This window comes from Paraglaciecola aestuariivivens (assembly GCF_052983255.1).
The window spans coordinates 86,265-104,399 of record NZ_JBRKBA010000008.1; the positions used below are offsets into that span (position 1 = coordinate 86,265).

At 41.3% G+C, this 18,135-nt stretch carries 12 protein-coding genes; 3 read left to right on the forward strand and 9 right to left on the reverse strand.

What is annotated here, in order from left to right; translation table 11 throughout:
* Nucleotides 1–21: 21 nt before the first annotated feature.
* The 5 genes from ACVCDT_RS12755 to hrpB all read right to left on the reverse strand — a co-directional run bounded on the left by ACVCDT_RS12755 (nt 22) and on the right by hrpB (nt 9,465).
* The gene (locus ACVCDT_RS12755) at nt 22–1,629 is read right to left on the reverse strand and encodes an ATP-binding protein (protein WP_447133169.1); all 1,608 of its coding nucleotides are present in this window, start codon (nt 1,627–1,629) and stop codon (nt 22–24) included.
* Between the two features lie 10 nt (nt 1,630–1,639).
* Nucleotides 1,640–2,119: a YfiR family protein gene (locus ACVCDT_RS12760; protein WP_447133170.1), complete on the reverse strand. Its 480-nt coding sequence runs from the start codon at nt 2,117–2,119 to the stop codon at nt 1,640–1,642.
* Between the two features lie 235 nt (nt 2,120–2,354).
* On the reverse strand, nt 2,355–4,385 hold the full coding sequence (locus ACVCDT_RS12765; protein WP_447133171.1) for a TonB-dependent receptor plug domain-containing protein: 2,031 nt from the start codon (nt 4,383–4,385) through the stop codon (nt 2,355–2,357).
* A 151-nt stretch (nt 4,386–4,536) separates the two neighbouring features.
* The gene (gene mrcB, locus ACVCDT_RS12770; protein ID WP_447133172.1) at nt 4,537–6,888 is read right to left on the reverse strand and encodes a penicillin-binding protein 1B; all 2,352 of its coding nucleotides are present in this window, start codon (nt 6,886–6,888) and stop codon (nt 4,537–4,539) included.
* 120 nt (nt 6,889–7,008) lie between these two features.
* A complete protein-coding gene (gene hrpB / locus ACVCDT_RS12775) occupies nt 7,009–9,465 on the reverse strand; it encodes an ATP-dependent helicase HrpB (protein WP_447133173.1) in 2,457 nt (818 codons plus the stop codon).
* A gap of 73 nt (nt 9,466–9,538) precedes the next feature.
* Between hrpB and thpR the strand changes: the two genes are divergently transcribed.
* On the forward strand, nt 9,539–10,069 hold the full coding sequence (thpR, locus tag ACVCDT_RS12780; RefSeq protein WP_447133174.1) for an RNA 2',3'-cyclic phosphodiesterase: 531 nt from the start codon (nt 9,539–9,541) through the stop codon (nt 10,067–10,069).
* Between the two features lie 16 nt (nt 10,070–10,085).
* Here thpR and ACVCDT_RS12785 read toward each other — a convergent pair whose 3' ends face one another.
* The 3 genes from ACVCDT_RS12785 to ACVCDT_RS12795 all read right to left on the reverse strand — a co-directional run bounded on the left by ACVCDT_RS12785 (nt 10,086) and on the right by ACVCDT_RS12795 (nt 15,575).
* Nucleotides 10,086–11,699, reverse strand: a complete 1,614-nt coding sequence (locus ACVCDT_RS12785) for a tryptophan halogenase family protein (RefSeq protein WP_447133175.1) — start codon at nt 11,697–11,699, stop codon at nt 10,086–10,088.
* A 23-nt stretch (nt 11,700–11,722) separates the two neighbouring features.
* Nucleotides 11,723–12,511, reverse strand: a complete 789-nt coding sequence (locus ACVCDT_RS12790) for a hypothetical protein (protein ID WP_447133176.1) — start codon at nt 12,509–12,511, stop codon at nt 11,723–11,725.
* Nucleotides 12,512–12,605: 94 nt separating this feature from the next.
* Nucleotides 12,606–15,575: a TonB-dependent receptor domain-containing protein gene (locus ACVCDT_RS12795; RefSeq protein WP_447133177.1), complete on the reverse strand. Its 2,970-nt coding sequence runs from the start codon at nt 15,573–15,575 to the stop codon at nt 12,606–12,608.
* Between the two features lie 337 nt (nt 15,576–15,912).
* Here ACVCDT_RS12795 and purU point away from each other — a divergent pair, with 337 nt between their 5' ends.
* Nucleotides 15,913–16,767 carry a formyltetrahydrofolate deformylase gene (gene purU / locus ACVCDT_RS12800; protein ID WP_447133178.1) on the forward strand — a complete coding sequence of 285 codons (855 nt, stop codon included), beginning with the start codon at nt 15,913–15,915 and terminating at the stop codon, nt 16,765–16,767.
* Complete coding sequence (locus tag ACVCDT_RS12805) at nt 16,767–17,339, forward strand: histidine phosphatase family protein (protein ID WP_447133179.1); 573 nt, start codon at nt 16,767–16,769, stop codon at nt 17,337–17,339. The genes purU and ACVCDT_RS12805 overlap by 1 nt, the downstream gene beginning before the upstream one ends.
* Nucleotides 17,340–17,369: 30 nt before the next feature.
* Here the strand turns inward: ACVCDT_RS12805 and ACVCDT_RS12810 are convergent, their stop codons facing one another.
* A complete protein-coding gene (locus ACVCDT_RS12810; RefSeq protein WP_447133180.1) occupies nt 17,370–17,939 on the reverse strand; it encodes a hypothetical protein in 570 nt (189 codons plus the stop codon).
* Between the last annotated feature and the right edge of the window lie 196 nt (nt 17,940–18,135).

The following is an 18,135-nucleotide window of genomic DNA, read 5'->3' on the forward strand; positions in this document are numbered from 1 at the left end:
TAAATCTCTACCCTCACTCGGCTAGGCTTTACTATAAATGGGGAATTCAATATGGTACGCCAAACCTTTGCCCAACTCACTGCTTGGGGTGATTTTTCCACCTAACCCCTTTACTACTAAGTTATACACTAGATGCGTACCTAATCCACTGCCGCCCTCTCCTCGCTTAGTGGTATAAAAGGGATCAAATAGCTTACTCATTGCTTGCTTGCTAAGCCCACAGCCATCATCTTTGTAAAACAATTGAACATTGTTATTCTTAGCTTCAACTTTAATGCTGATTTGCCCAGCTTCTTTGTCGGCAAACCCATGAATAATAGAGTTCATCACTAGGTTTGTGATGATTTGCACCAAGGCGCCGGTACGACAATGCACCTGTAGTTTTTCATCACATTGAATATCAATACTGTGTTTATATTTTTTTATTTTAGGCTGCAAAGACACCATGATTTCGTTTAAATAGGCATGCAAATACACTGTTCTATGATGGTCGCTAGATTGATCTACAGCAATCAATTTAAAACTACTGATAATATCTGCCGCTCGGTTTAGGTTAAACATACTAATGTCGGTACCTTTAGTGGCATCTTCAATAAAATCACGCAAGAAACTTTTGGTAATGGCATTTTGCTGGAATTTTTCATCAAGCTGTTTAAGTAGATGATTAAGATGGCTAATGGCCGTTACCCCTATGCCAACTGGGGTATTGATTTCGTGGGCAATACCCGCAACCAACCCGCCTAAAGAGGCCATTTTTTCTTGCTCTATTAATTGAATATTTGAACGTTCAAGCTCTGCCATCGCATTTTTAAGATATTGGTTGGCTCCTTCTAATTGCGAAGTACGTTCTACTACCTTGTGTTCTAAATTCAGATTTAATTGCCGAATTTGTTCTTCTACTTCTAATTGTTTGCGGTGATGTTGTTCTATTTCATCCAACATAATATTAAAACTTTGTGACAACACCGAAAACTCGTCTTCACCTTCTTGTTTAACCCTAACCGAAAAGTCTTTTTGCTGGCTAATAACTTTAGTGGCATTCACCAAATTTGATAAAGGCGCCAATAAGATGCGCTGAAAACGCAAAGAGATTAAAGTACCAAATAATAAACAAATTAATAATGTGGCGGTAAAAATGGCTAACATTTGCCGTTCAAATTCAACTAACTGCGAAAAGATAGAGTAGCTATACAAATAACCTATTACTTCATTGTCGGCCGTGATTGGTACCGTCAGCTGAAAATGCTCTGCGTTAAATTCCCCCGATTCAAACTCTCTTACGTCTTGAGGTAAGGCCATATTCACCGCAGTTGCATAATGTACTAGAGTACTAAGCTGGCCGTCTGGCTCTAGCAAATGCACACTAGCTAACACCACATCAGGCGAGGTTTTAAATGATGCTAGAAGCTTGTTCGCTTCATCAATATCTGCAAAGGCAATGGCAGGGGCCAAATTGTAGGCTAAGATAGCTAAATTAGAGCGATTACTTATTTCTAGGTTCTTTTTTACATTGTTGTTGAAAATAAAAGATAAGACTAAGCTCGACAACAACAGCACGATAAAGGTGATGCCAACTATGACTACCATCAATTTTGACTTAAAAGATTTAACACCATCCAAAAAATTCAATGCTAGGTCCTTATAAGGTTTTTGCGAGCGCTTTAAGCCGAGTTTCTAGTTTTATGGAGGTGTCTTCAAAGTTTTCTAAATTTATATATATCTTCATTTTATTGCTCACCACGATCAAAGCTAACATGCCACCTTCTCTTAAAAATCTTTTACTGGTTCCTATCATTAAAGCGGTTTTAGCCAATTCAGACATTTCTTGCTGAGTAAAAGTTAACCAATTCGCCTCTAAGGCGTATATCACTTGGCAACGTTCTGGATATTGAGCAAATAATTGTTGTTTATTAAGCAGTTGCACCACATTAATCTGGTAACCCTGAGTGGTTTTATTATCTAAATCGGCAATAAATCGCGTAACACTGTCTTCGGGCGAAGCAATCACACAAATGTTAAAACTAGGCATCTCAGCTGAAAAAACACTAGTTGGCCAAGTGGTAAATTTGGTAATTCTATAGATAAAAGCAGCGGTAAGCTGAGCCTTTTGATCTGACATGTTTTGTGCGCCTACTTGAAAACTAAGCAAACAAAAACCAAACAGCCAAATTAAGCCGCGAGATAGAAGCCCTAACTTAATAGTCACAGTAATTTTGCCATAGATGTATCAAAATCCCATAGCCTCAGCCCAGGCTTACACAGCTTGAAATGAGTATTGGAGTTTGAACTGGCTAATTTTTGCATTTGCTCCTCTTATGGCTAAAGCCGAACTTATTCCTAATTCTGTCTTTGACTTAAAATTGATAATGAAAACTCAGGCTAAGCTGCCGCCCTCTGGCTGGCAGTTCTTGCACATTTTGACCTGTGGCAGTAATACCCAACAAGGAGTAGCTAGAGGTAGCATATTGTTTATCACTAAGATTTTTTACATTCAGCTCCCAGCTCATCTCTGGGCTAATACTGTATCTATATTGGGCATTCACTAATAACAAAGAGGCCGGTGAACTCAGAGAGGGCACTTTTGCTCGCCAGTTGCCAGAAAAGCCAAGGGACCAGTTAGATGCGGCATAATGCACTTCATAATTTAAATAGGTTTTAGGACTAATAAACTCAGATGGCGACAACCCAGCACCTTCAATAAAGTCAGTCCTATTTTTAAATAAGTGGGTAATATCGGTTTGCAATAACCATTGCTCAGTAGGTTGCCATTGCCATTGCCACTCTAGGCCTCGTGCACGGTTATTGCCTATATTAGCCAAAAACGATAATTCAATGGTGTTAAACCGCCCCACTATATTTTCATGTTTGTTTTCAAATAAAGTGGCAGTCATTGCAGTATTATCCGTATTCCAATAATACACTAGCTCTATACTGCTAAGTTCATTGGCTTTTAACGACATATTGCCAACGGTTAAGCCACTTTCTTCATCGTATAAGTCACCCAATGATGGAGCGCGATAAGCTTCAGCATAAATCACTTTATAGCCTTGCTGCTCATTGAGCGCGTGAACCCAAGATAAACGCGGGGTTGTGGCACTATCTATATCGTTATAGCTATCGTATCTTAGCCCTGCGGTTAGGGAAATGTTGTCTTGTACTTGCCATTCAGATTGTGCATATACGCTATGAATATGTCGGTTATTATCTAGTACAGTGCGATCTGCTTCAGATTGATCAAAAGTTTGTACTTGGCCTAAGTAACGCTCATCGGTAAGGATGGCATAATTACTTTTTAAGTAAGCTCTTGGAATTTGGCTATCAGAAATAAAAGCGCCTAAATTAAAGGATAAATTATCGGAATAGTGATAAATTCCATCCACAGCAATATTGGCACTTTGGTATTCAAAATCGACACCAAACAACAGATCGGCAGCATCAAAGGGGGCGGCACCTTTTGCCACTAAGGCCGATAGGGATTCTCGTTTAGCATGTTGAAATCCGGCTGATGCCTCAACCGACCATTGTTCACCCTCTAACAACTGATAACTACCATTAATGCTTAAATGGGTTAAGTCCAGCTCGGCAACATCATCTCTAAGTCGTCTAAATAAGTAATAATTTTCGCGCTTAGAATGCAAATACTGAAAGTCCAATCGACTGCGCTCACTTTTAGCACTAAGATTAATTTGTTGAACTTGTTTGGGATCACTAGTGGTTGTTTGTAATCCGCTCGCATCAAACACATCATTGAAGGTATCGCCAGCATCACGATAAAGATTCATAGATGCGCCAAATAGCCAATCGTCTGTCGCCAGTTGTTGACTCCAATACACAGCTGCGGTACTTAAATTACCCACTGTTGCTTTCCACTCCGGCAGCGAGTCGGTAATAATATTAACCACACCAGAATAAGCATTTGAGCCATACAAGGCTGAGCCTGGGCCACGGATCACTTCTACTTTGCTGGCATTTTGAATACTAAAATAACGAATTAAATAATTTATCCCACCGGTATAATCGTCATTAATTCGCTGGCCATTAAGTAAAACCAACAAGGTATTAGCATAGTTTTGGCTGTGCCCGCGCATCACCATATGTGACAAATTACCTTCAACACTGTCCATCATGCTATAAAAGCCCGGTACTCTGGTAAGCAAGTCGCCCAAAGTTCTAAGGCCTAAGCGTTGTATGTCTTCGCGGGTAAATAATGAAACAGAGGATGGAGCTTGAGTTAAGGATTTATCGTTACGCGATGCAATAGCAACCGGCACATTAAGCAGCTCTTCTAGTGAAAAACTATAGATATCAGTGGATTCTTTTGATTGCACCGAAGCATGAAACAAGCAAGTCAAAGAAATACTGCATAAGGCTAATCGTTTTGACATGCTGTCTACCACCAAAATGCAAAAGTATTACAAAGTTAGGTTAAGCATAGCATCTTAAAACAATAGCACTTGAGGTGGAATATAAATTTTTGGACAAATTGTAAACAAAAGTTCAGAGCAATTAACTTACCCAATTGGTTTAATGCTTTAGCTAGTCCCCAAAAATTCTTTCCCACAATGATTTTGGTTTATCTGGCACTATCGCCTCACCAAAACAACTGCGAGGTGGCTGAGGTAAAGCTGCGGTTATAACTGGTAGGCTATAAGTACCTTTGCACCCTGCCCGACTTAACTTACCCGTAGCTAGATCAAAATGGGCAATACCTAAGCCTTCAGGGAAAGGTCTAACTAAAGATTTAGGCTCTTGCTTTTGCTGATAGCGAATAAACAATTGCATGGCACCACTGGCACCACTTAAGTTTACGGGTTGGTTGTTGTCTTTGCCTATCCAACTTGTCACTAAAGTGTATTTGTCAAAACCACTAAACCAGCTGTCGCGGTAATCGTCTGTGGTTCCGGTTTTACCCGCCATATTAATCTCAGGAAAAGTCGCTTTTACGCTTTTTGCCGTGCCTTCAAGGGTCACTTTGTGCAACGCATAATTAAGCAGGTAAGTGGCTTGTTCATCAACTCTTTGCTCAGCCCTTTGATCGAAGTGCCACAATAAATTGTTATCTGCTGACATAATGGCAGTAATACTATGTAAGGGAATATAACGACCGTTGTTGGCAATAGTTTGGTACATTTGATTCACTTGCAAAGGTGAAAAGTTCACTGCACCTAAGGTTAAAGCTGGATAAAGATGGACCTCTTCTTGCACCCCTAAGCGCCATATTGTATCGGCAATATTGGCTAAGCCTAACTGCATACCTAAAGTAACAGTGGGCACATTTAACGAGCGGCTCAAAGCTGTGATTAAAGGCACGCTGCCCCTAAAGGTTTTATCAGAGTTTTGTGGCTCCCACATTTTGCCATAAGTGCTTTTTAACTTAATTGGCTCATCTACCAAATGGGTCGCTAGGTTATATTCAGCTGATTGTTCTAATGCGGTTAAATAGATAGCCGGTTTTATCAATGAGCCAATCGCACGTTTGGCGTCTAATGCTCGGTTAAAGCCTGCATAGTCTTGATTTTTATCGCCAACAATAGCGCGAATTTCCCCTGTGGCTATATCTGTGACGACCATAGCGGCCTGAAAGTCTTGTTTATTCAAACGCGACTCTTGCGCCGCCACTCCATTAGCTACCGCATGTTCTGCTTTAATTTGCGCGTTAGAATCTAGAGTAGTGAATACTTTTAATCCAGACTGGCGAATATTTGGGTTGTCTAATACTTGGCGTAATTCGCGTCGCACTTTATCCATAAAAGCCGGATGTTTATCTTTTTGAAAGCTGCCTTTTGAAGCGACTACTATAGGACGCTCAACTAATAGTTGATATTGGTTTGGGGATAGTAAGTTATCTTCTAACATCATGCGTAAAACTAAGTTGCGTCGAGTTTTCACGCGTTCTGGGTATTTACGCGGATTATAATAAGACGGGCCTTTAATCATGCCCACTAAAGTGGCTAACTCATCTATGCTGATTTCGTTAAGGGGTCGCTCAAAATAAAAATAACTGGCCAAGCCAAAACCGTATACCCCAGTATCGCCATTTTGTCCTAAAAACACTTCGTTTAGATAGGCTTCCAATATAGTGTCTTTGTCATATCTCAATTCGATAATTAACGCCATTAGCGCTTCATTAATTTTTCGCACTAAAGACTTTTCACGAGTTAAAAATAGGTTTTTAACTAACTGCTGAGTTAAGGTGCTGCCTCCTTGAACTGTGCGCCCTGCTGCAATATTGGCCATTAAGGCTCGTGCAATAGCCAAAGGGGCAACACCAAAGTGCTGATAAAAGTCTTTATCTTCAACTGAAACTAAGGCCTGAGTCAGAATAGGCGGAACATCTTGCATTTGCACTAACATACGATCTTCTCGACCACTGCTAACCAAACGCGTTACTAACCAAGGCTCAAGATGCACACTATTTAGCGACTCACCTGTGTTAAGCTCCGTAATCTGGCTTACTCGTTGATTGGCTAAGGTAATTTGGATATATCTTTGCTCTTCAGTGCCATGCGGAAAATCAAACTTACGCCTTTGAATGCGAATGGTATTTTTTAATAATTGGTATTCACCTGAACTATCGGCTCGCGACACTCTGCGATACCCGAGCAATTGCAATTCTTCTTCAATTTCCTTTAAGCTAATTTCCTGTTTAACCTGCAAAAACAATGGCCGTGCATAGATTTGAGCTGGAACCTGCCATTTATTGCCTGCAAACTTATGCCTTATTTGAGTATCTAAATAAAACGCATAAGCCGCACCAAGCATACTCAATACCACCAACAACTTACCCCAATGCCTAAAAAACCATAAAAAGGGATTAAGGCGTTGCAACAGGGTCAAAGAGGGTTGGGCTTTTTTAGCTTTGGAAGATGAGGCAGATTTTTTTGGCATGTATTTTGGTTTTAAGGCTAAATTGGCAGTGAATTTTAGCCTCTAGCTTATCCAAATTTTACCTAGATTGCTTTTTCTTTTTCCAATGTATTACTAGAACAGACCGATACTTAGCCCTGACTACATTCTCTTTTTAGTTTTATTGGTGGCAGGGGCATGAGCTGGATCATCAGGCCAAAAGTGTTTTTGATAGCGACCTTTCATTTCTTTTTGCACCATTTTATAACTGCCTTGCCAAAAGCCGGCTAAATCTTGGGTGGTTTGCAAAATACGTCCGGCAGGAGACAATAACTGCAACTCTAGGGCTAAACTATTGTTGGCAATACTTGGGGTTGTTGATAACCCATACATTTCTTGCATACGCACCGCCAGAACTACCTTACCATCGGCTTGATAATTAAGTTTAATTTCACTGCCACTAGGCACTTTATAGCTTGTTGGAAAATACTGTTTAAGCTGACCTTGTATAGCCCAATCTACCCCTGTCATTAATGCTTGGTAAAAATCCAGCTTTTGTAATTGTTGCCAGCTCAGCACATTGTCAAGATAAGGCAATAACCACTGCTCTAAAGTGGCATGCAACCCCGCTTCGCTCATATCTGGCCAAGGCAGTTCTGGCATCACTTGCTGAGCGATTTGGCAGCGATAAATCAGTTGTTTAGCCGCGTCATTAAAAGGCAAAGACATGAGTCCCTTTTCTAAAATGACTTGCCGCCATAACTCTAACACTTGGGCTTGGTTTGGTTTAGGTAAGGGCTGAGTCGCAAGCACTAAGGCCCCCAAACCCTTAACTTGTCGGCTGACTATGGCCTGTTTAGTAGTATCCCAGCTTACTTGCTGCTGTAGCAGGATAGAGTCTGCAAAATGTGCCTCTATTTTTTCCAAGGACAAGGCTTCTGCTAAGGCAATGCGATTATCTGCATGGGGTTGATCATTGCTATACATATTGGCAATCACTAAATAGGGCTGCCCCATTAAAGGGTCGTGCGCGGGAAGTTGCGCGCCAGTGCCATTCGCCAATAAGTAGCGTCCATTTTGACTATGCTTGGCCACCCAATCTGGAAAAGCTAAGGCTAATAGAGTTGGAATATCTTCTATTGGCCAAGAGTTGGATGCGCAACCTAATTTTTTTTGCCAAAAGGCAATATTGCGCCAAATGTCATGAGATTTATGTTGTAAAACATAAGTCACTCTTTCACTTAGGCTGACACTATTTGCTTGTTTGAGTAAGTCTTTACTTTCTAATAAAGCCACCAGTAAACAGGCTAAATTTTGATGGTCGACGCTGATATGCGCACTTTTTAACAATAGGTTAGTCAAACTGGGATGCCCACCTAAACTATGAGCTTGCTTAGCTATAGGGGTGACTTTTTGCTGTTGATCAAAAAAACCTAATTTTTGTAAATACTCAACCCCTTGATTAACTTGTGCTTCAGTGGGGCGGTCTATCAGTGGCAAGTCACAAATATGACTGCCCCAAATAGCACTTTCTAATATAAAACTACTCATATCAGTTTGCAGTATTTGCGCAGGTGATTGCGCCATTAATCGGTCTTGTTGTTCTTTACTCCACATCCTATAACAACGACCTGGTCCTAACCGTCCCGCGCGCCCCGCCCTTTGCGTGGCTGAGGCTTGCGAAATTCTGTGGCTGCTTAACTGAGTCATGCCACTTGCAAGTTGAAATACTGCGCGCTTTTCTATGCCGCTGTCTATCACGCAGTCTATGCCATGAATGGTTAAACTGGTTTCGGCAATATTGGTGGCCAACACTATTTTACGTTTGCCTTTTGGGTGAGGCTGTAACGCTAGTTGCTGCTCAGACTTAGATAAAATTCCGTATAGTCGGCAAATGCTTACAGAATTGGCTGGTTCAAACTCTTGAGCCAGCAACGCTGCCACTTTATTAATGTCACTGGCGCCAGGTAAAAACACCAAACAATCTTGTTTGTGCTGGTTAAATACAGCATTAATGAGTTGATAAACTTTTTCAGCTAAAGGGCGCTTTGAGTTGTCAGCTTGATAAATAATATCCACCGGATAACTTTTACCCTTTGAGTGCAATATTTTTGCTTGCGGCATAAGCTTCGATAATGGCTGCGTATCTAAAGTAGCAGACATCACCAGTAGCCTTAAATCTTCACGCAAAGCCTGTTGTACTTCTAAACACAGGGCTAAAGAAAAGTCAGCATGCAGGTTGCGTTCATGAAATTCATCAAATATCACTAGCCCCACATCAGGTAACTCAGGCTGGTTTTGTAAGATCCGAGTTAAAATTCCTTCGGTAACAATTTCTAGCCTAGTGTTTTGGCTAACTTTGGCCTCACCTTTAATTCGGTAACCTATGGTTTGACCAACAGACTCATTTAGTTGTTGCGACAAATACTCTGCAATATTTCTCACTGCAATTCGCCTTGGCTGCAACATCAAGATTTTTTTGTGGGCAAACTCAGCCGACTTAAGTAAATGCAGAGGTAAAAATGTAGATTTTCCCGCGCCAGGTGGCGCCACAACTATGGCATCGCCGCTACTTAATTGCTGGCTTAGCGAAGCTAAAATATGTTCTATGGGTAACACAGGTTTTCTCTATTGGTTGGCGCGAAAAATAACATTAAGATAAAGCATAATAACAAATTAACAGGACACCCGTATGCGCGCATTTTTTGCTATATCGGTCGAGCCCAAAGTAAAACTAGCCATTGAAAGTTGGCGAGACAAAGCCCTGCCTCCATTAGATCATCCAGTTGCTGCCAGCAATTTTCATATTACTTTGGCTTTTTTAGGGCAAGTAACCAATAAACATTTAGATAGCTTAGAGCAAGGTATCGAAAACATGGCAGCGGTTCAGAGTTTTGCTGTGCAACTCACTCACTTAGGCTATTGGGCCAAACCTAAAGCATTATGGTTAGGCTGTCAGCAAGTTGATACTGCGCATAGCAGATTAGCCAAGCAACTGCAGGCTATCAGTAAAAAGGCGGGGCTAGTTATGCCACAGCAAGATTATGTTGCGCATTTAACTTTAGCGCGAAAATGCCAAAGCAACCCACCTGCCGCATTAATTGAGCCAGATTTTAGCTGGCAAGTGGCACATTTTCACTTATTTGAATCGGTATCTACCCCCACAGGTGTAAGCTATCAGATCCGAAAAACCTGGCCACTTGCACCCAAGTTTGCATGGTAAAAATAAGCATGCGGTGTTAAATCCAGCCAGCAGGTTTAGCAGCGGTTGGATAATCTTGCATGCCCACTACCTGTTTTAACCAAAAGGCGTGTGGAGGCAGTTTAGCTTTTGCCGCTTGTAATCGTTGAAATATAGCCGGATGCAATTGCATGGGTGGACGTTGTTTGCCATACCATTTGTCACATTCCTCAGCTAAGAATTCCATACCATATAAAATGCACTCATAACTTTGGTGGTTCCATAAAGCTGCGGTATCTGTTGCCGGTTTAGCCGCATCGCCAAGACCACTAAAGCTGGCATCTTCAAAGTCAGCTGGGCTGGGGGGCTTAATTCGCCAAAAATCTAATTTGGCTTTTAATCTAGGATTGATCCGCGAAGACTTTTGTACTTCACGCCAAAATTCACTATCGGTTCTTTTGGTCATACAATAATGCATGTTGATAAAGTCTAACACTTCATAATAACGATTAGATAAAATACGATTATAACGCTCGGCTAATACAGGCATATGTGCATCTTCATAAGGAAAATGCTCGGCTAACATCACAGCGCCTAAATCACTTAAATACAAACCTGTTGACTCTAATGGCTCAATAAATCCGCCAGACAAGCCAATGGCCACACAATTTCCTGACCAATTTTGTTCGCGTCTACCCACTTTAAAATTCACCACTCGGGCGGGTAAGTCTTCACAACCTGAGCCTTGGTAAGCACGCATTTCTTGCTCTGCATCAGCTTCGCTAATAAAGGCACTGGAATGCACATAACCCACTGAACGTTGGGTTTTCATTGGAATATCCCAAATCCAACCGTTAGATAAAGCTGTGGCAGTGGTATAAGGGCGGATCATACCCGGGTAAAATTTATCGTAGGGAATATGCATAGTGATAGCGCGATCACACAACAACCATTGCGAGCAATCTTCAAATCCCACTTGCATTTGTTCTTCTATTAATTTGGCTTTGAAGCCGGTGCAATCAACAAATAAATCCGCTTCAATGCGTTGCCCTTGATCAGTAGTGATGGCTGCTATGTGTTGAGCCTCATCCATTTCTACATCAACCAAATTAGCTAAAGTATGTTTCACACCTTTAGGTACCGAAAAATCCCGTAAATAGTCGGCAAATTTTTGTGCATTCATGTGATAGGCATAGTTTAACGGCTGCCCCATATCCCATTTACCTAACATTTTTGCCGACAAACCCATTTCACAAATAATAGGTTGGGTTGAACAGGTTTCCATAAAGGGAATACTACGATCGCTTTTTAACCAGCGTTCCCCAGAAAAATCTAAAGGATGAATTTGTAAGCGACTAAATGGGTGATGATAAAAGGTATCGTTATTGTGTACCCAATTGGCGTATTTGATTGATTGCTTAAAGGTAGCGTCTGTGGCGCGCATAAAGTCAATTTCGTCCACTCCAACAACAGACAACAAATGTCGAATCGAAGGGATAGTGGCTTCACCCACAGAAATCCTTGGAATGTCGGGAGATTCAACTAAATGGATATCCACATTTTGTTGTTCGCCGCGTTTATTTAACGCCCCATTTAGGTAAGCAGCTGTCATCCAGCCTGCCGAACCACCACCTACAATCAACACCTTTCTGGGTTGTTTATTCTCACTCATGTTTTACTCACTAAACTGTCGCTTTACAAATAGCCTAAGATTCTGCGTAGGCCCGGAGCCGCATATTCCACCAGCTGCTTTTGCGCCATTGGCAACTCATCTGGTAGTTCGGCAATATGGCCACTTAGGTTTTCTCTAGCGGTGCCACTTTGCTCACGATCTGAGCCAATTTTAATTCGCGCTTGCCAATCTTCAGGTAATTCGCTTTGCCCTAATACACTCAATAAGTCAGTAAAATAGGCTTTCGCTTCAGGTTTATCGAGATTCTTTAGATGCTTGATGACGTCTTCGTATCGAATTAACTTCACCCCAGTACCTAACCAAGCCACAGAATTATGAGTGTAAATCTCACTCATAGTTGGAGCTTTTTGATAGATACCAAAAATCATCATATTTAATACTTCTTCTATGGATACCTTGCCGCCTTTTAAATGCTCTAGTGAGCCTTGGAAGGCATCTGACAAAAAGAACCTCGCCCGCGCTAATACCCAAGAATAAGGGTCTCGTACCAGCACTATATGTTTGGCCGCATTTAAGGCTATGGCCGACTCATCTGAAAACAACAAATGCCCCCAACTTAATTTAGGTTGGCTGGGATCAAAGGCTTTACGGTGTTGATTTAACACTGGAATTTGTACAAAAGTGTCGTGATATTGTTGTTCAACAGGTACAAACATGCGAAATATATTGCGCACTAAATGGGTGCCACACTTTGGCACAGAATTAAGAAAAACCGGTTGAGTAAGCGGGGTTTGAGCAAACTCTTGATTTAATTTATTCAGGTTATCGGGCTTAATCACAACTCTAGGCATAACGCACTCTTTTGATGGTTTTAAAAATATTCACTTAATTAAAATAACATAAAAAAAGCCGACCTAAGTCGGCTTTTATTAGCTTGCGTTTAACTTAGAAGTTATAGCTTAAGTTAACGAATAAGCGACGTCCTAACCAGTCATATTGGCTGTAGAAAGCAGAGTTACCCTCAGTGCTTAATTCACCCAAGTTCAAGGTTGTTACGCGAGGTGGCGCTTCATCAAAGGCATTCGCTACACCTACCACTGCATTTAGACCTTCGTCAGCCCAGTCGTAAGTAAATGAGAATGAATGATACATAACGCTATCACTACGCAATACCACGTCAACAGTGTTGCCACGATAAGTTGCAGTGTCTACACCACGTCTGTCGAAGTAACTTTGCTCGTTAGAAACTGCACCAACGTAGTTAACATTCCAGTTAATGCGCCAGTCATTTTTCGAGTAGCTTAAGTTATAGGTAGCAACGTGTTTGGGATCTCCAAATTCGCCATTGGTATCAATCACAGTATCTTCAAATAAGGCTTGTTTAGCTTCTTCTTGGAAAGTGTGTTGAGTATCAAAGCGAAGGTCACCGCCGTCTACTTCAACTGTGTAGTTTAAAGCAACGTCAAAACCTTTGTTGGTTTGAGACGCGATATTAATAAAGCTGTCTCGTACTTCAACAATACGTTGGTCATTAGGATCACGGTCGAACTGATCACAAAGTGGATCATTGCCGAAGAATTCAGAAGAATAACAACGACCTAAGATGTTCGCCGCACCTAACTGTGTTACTTCACCTAAGATTTCAAAATCAAAGTGATCAATAGACACAGCCAAATCAGCAAAGTCTGGCGTCCAGATCAAACCAATAGTTTTAGAGGTTGAAGTTTCAGCTTTAAGTACACCTGCACCACCACCTGTTACTACTGTGGCTGAGATTGCACCACCAGTAAAGTCTGATGCAATACCATCGGCCGCACAGTTGTCGGCAGTGTTTTGGCTAATAGAACCACTAGCTAAGTTGTCACCCCAATTGATACAAGGATCAATTGAACGTTGACCACGGAAGCTAGTTTGATCGGCCAAGAACAACTCAAACAATGCAGGAGAACGGAACGAGGTGCCTTTAGATGCACGAACACGCCATGCTTCGGTTAGGGCCCAGTTAAGTCCAACTTTATAAGTTGTGTCGTCACCAAAAGAGTCTACGTCTGTGTAACGACCAGATAATTCCATTTCTACATTTTGCGCTAAGAATACATCTTGCAATAATGGGATCTTAAGTTCGGTAAACAATGCAGTAGTTTTATCTGTACCTTTAGTGATACCCGCAGCAGAAGAACCCCAAACGTTACGAGCTAATACGTTTTCGCCAGGTGTGTCTTCAATTTCGTCTTTTTGGTAACTTGCACCAAATACCGCACCAACAGGTCCAGCTGGTAATTCGAATAAATCACCAGAAACAAAGCCTTCTAAGGTGCTTTGCTTGTAGATAGTACGACCTACGTCTTGACCAAACATAAAGTTACGGATTTCGTTTGAAACATTACCCGCCAACAATTGTGGATCTAACCAAGGAATATCGATACATGGTACACCACGTACCGAAGTAGTGCTGCCCACACATGAGCCGCTTAACCAGTTTTGATCGGTAATAGAATCATCATAAATAATGTCATTGCGGTATTCGCCGTCTGAATGACTGGTTTGATATGAAACATCATAATACCAATCACCTACATCACCCGTAAGTCCAACAACAAAACGTTTGTAATCAACAGTTTGGCCAGAGTCAGAGTGATCGGTAATAGCGGTTGGGCTTAACCACTGAGCACCTGTCCATCCTTCGCTTAGTGGGTTACCAGCAAAGAAATTTTCATTGTAAATGTAGCTCCAGTATTGACGATAACCATTGGCTTCAGACTGACGACGACTGACCAATAACTCACTGTAAGCCATCATACTGTCGGTTAGCTCATAATCGGCTTGTGCGTAAACAGAAGCAATTTCGATTTCTGGGATCAATGACGAGGCATCTTGGAAAGGATGGTCAGCATTGGCCACACCATCTGAGCGCTTGTCGTAGTTCACTAAAAACCAGCCTTCTGGAGCACTTAGGTAGCTAGGGTTTGAAGGATCACTGGCAATGCTAGGAATATAGTTAGCTAGGTCACCATCGTAATCGTACTGGGCTTTAGCGCCGCCAGGTACGTTACCGCCTTCACCTTGATAATCATAAAGCCATACATGGCCCCACAATAAGTCATTACACCAAGCTTTACCTGTTCTTGGATCTAGGGTGTCAGCTCTTTCACCTGTGTTTGGATCAAAGATAAATTGCTCACCACAGTTAAAGAAATCACGATCACCTTTAGCTAGTTCAGATTGCTTTTGGTAATCGGCAGTTACGCGGAATGAGCCTTTATCGAAGCTTTTACCGTAAGTACCGTTAATTCTAAATTGCTCACCACCACTTTCAGTAGGTTGTGAGTAAGACACGTCTACGTTACCACCGTCACCTTTTTTGGTAATAATGTTAACTACACCAGCAACAGCATCAGAACCATAAACTGAAGATGCGCCATCTTTTAGAATTTCAACACGCTCTACCAAAGAAATAGGTAAAACGTTAAAGTCGAATGAAGATACCCCACCACGTGTTCCAGCAGGTCCTGCACGACGACCATTTAACAGAACTAAGGTACGGTTAGCACCTAAACCACGTAAAGAAAGAGTTTGTGCACCTTCACCACCATTTTGTACAAAAGCAGTAGAAGAAGCAGCTGTAACTTGTTGTGAGCCAGATGCCACTGTAGAGCTACGTAATAATGCCCCTAAATCTGTGATACCTTGATCTATAGCCGTATCGGCTAAAATAATGTCAACAGGTCGCGCTTCATCAAATCCGCCACTGCGAATTCTTGACCCTGTAATGACAATTTTTTCTTCTTCAACGGCTTGCTCTTCAGTAGGCTCAGCCTCTTGTGCAAACACTGTTGCGGTATTTGCCGCTAAGACAAATCCAACAGCATGCGCTAATGGCCGCTTTTTGAGTGATTGAATCAATGTGTTGTTCATATGTGTGTCCCATATAGAAAGGTTAATGCTGCCTATAGGCAAGTCTTATTGAAAAGTATAATGGGCTGTTAAATCCTTCTGTACAACCAAAACACTTAGACCCCACGATAGTAGCTCGCTATCTAACACTTTATCAATTGATAAGAATCAAAATGCGGTGAATTAACAGAAAAACGGCGTTATTTGGCCAGTATTTACCTTAACTTAAAGATTTTGTAAAAAATCGTAACAAACCCAGCAACAGTAAAGGTTCTGAAATAGCAGAATTTATTCTTTACCCTTAGCTCATGCACAGGTCACAATAAACTTTTCGTTATCAAAATAGATAGTTAAGCCTATGCAACAAACTTTTAGGTTAGTGATAGATTGTCCTGATCAAGTTGGGCTGGTCGCCGCAGTGAGTCAATTTTTGGCGCAAGAAAATGCCACTATAGTAGAAGCCAGTCACCATACCGACCAACAAACCGGTCGCTTTTTCATGCGCCACGAACTCAATGCTGACTCAGTGAATATGAGTCTTGAAAATATGCAGCAGGCTTTTACCCCTATAGCTGAAAAATTTGATATGAACTGGCGTTTGACCGACTCAAAAGCCAAACAAAAAGTAGCGCTACTCGCTAGTCATGAATCTCATTGTTTAATGGACATTTTGCACCGCTGGCACAGTGGCGAGTTATATTGTGATATTCCTTGCATCATAGCCAACCATCCACAAATGAAACAATTTGCCGATTGGCATAACATTCCTTTTCATTGGGTAGACTTTAAACACCAAAGTAAAGAACAAGCCTTTGCTGAAATTGAAAAACTTTTACATGCGTACCAAGTTGATCTCACTGTATTGGCTAGATTCATGCAAATTTTACCCGATCACCTGTGCCAAAGGTTAGCCGGCAAAGCCATTAACATTCACCATAGCTTTTTGCCGTCTTTTGCAGGCGCTAAGCCTTATCAACAAGCCTACAATAGAGGGGTAAAACTTATAGGTGCCACTTGTCATTATGTGACCAGTGACTTAGATGAAGGCCCCATTATTGAACAAGAAGTGATGCGAATTAGCCACAGTGATACCGCTAATGACATGGTACGCAAAGGTAAAAACTGTGAAAAAACCGCCTTAGCTAATGGGGTACGTTACCACTTAGAAGGGCGAGTGATCATTCATAAAAATAAAACCGTGGTCTTTGCCTAGTGGCCATCTACTTAGTTCGCCACGGTGAAACCCAAGGCAACAAAGATAAAGTTTTACAGTTTCCTCATACGCCATTATCTGCAAAAGGCCAGCAACAAGCCCAGCTATTAGCCAAGGCGTTTCAGCATATAAAGCTAACCCATATTTTATCTAGTGATCATGTTAGGGCTGAGCAAACCGCTGCCCCTTTAGCTCAAATGAAAAACATCTCAGTAGTGCGTGAACCTAGGTTACGGGAAAGAAATTTTGGAGCTTTGCGCGGCACAGCCTATGCGCAGCTAACACAAGATATTTTTGCTACAGATTATATTCCGCCTAATGGTGAATCTTATGCGGATTTTGCTAAACGAGTCGCTAAGGTTTGGCAATCTCTTATTAAAGATTATGCCGAGCCACATACTAATATTGTCATAGTGACCCATGGGTTAGTACTTAGAGAGTTAATCAGCCAACACTTAATCGCCACAACAATGCCTAAAATAACTGACCTAGCCAATTGCAGCATAACTCAGGTAGACAGTGTAGACGCTAAGATGCTAGTAAGTTGTGGGGATTGCCAGCATTTGAATTAAGCTAGCCATAAACTAGCTAGGTGTTTGATATTAAAAATAACCGTTATAACTAAAGCCAATTTTATTGTCGGTTGCACTTCTGGCAAAAGTGCCAGACAGATCTCGCGACGCACGCCATTTTTGACTTGAAGCAGTCCACTCCCAATAATGAGTTTTAGCAAAGCCTTGAATACGGGTATTCATCACCCACTGCGTATTTTCAGGTAAATCAAACTCTACACCTTGAGTATTTTTGAATTCTGTTTTTGACTGGGCAATTAAACCTATGCCAAAACTAATCGCATGACTAACTTGATAACGAGGAATAAAAGAAAGCTGTTTAACCGATACTTTTTGATTATAGGCACCAAAAGTGTGTTTACCTTTGGCATAACCTAGGCCCATTTCTAACACCATTTTGTTGCTTATGGGTTGGTTAAACAAAGCAAAATATTCTTTTTGCTTGCAACCACTAAATTTAATTGCTGATTTTTCTACTTTAAATTCAATATTTTGCGGAGCCAAAGATTGGAACCAGCCCAAAGTGTTTTCAATAACATCTTGGCTAGCCCAGCTAAATTGGGACAGGGTTAAAAAAATTAAACAAATAAAGTATTTCATTTGCGCGGCTCAACATGGGTATCAACATGGTTATACTTTAACCAATTGAGTAAGTTTTACCGTATGAAGAACAACAGTAGTGTATGAAAATACATACCCATTAAGCCCTAAAACACCACAACTCTCAGCCCACTTGTACTTTATTAACAAATATTTAAACTAAGCAACTCAACAGCATAGATGGTTCTTCAAATAA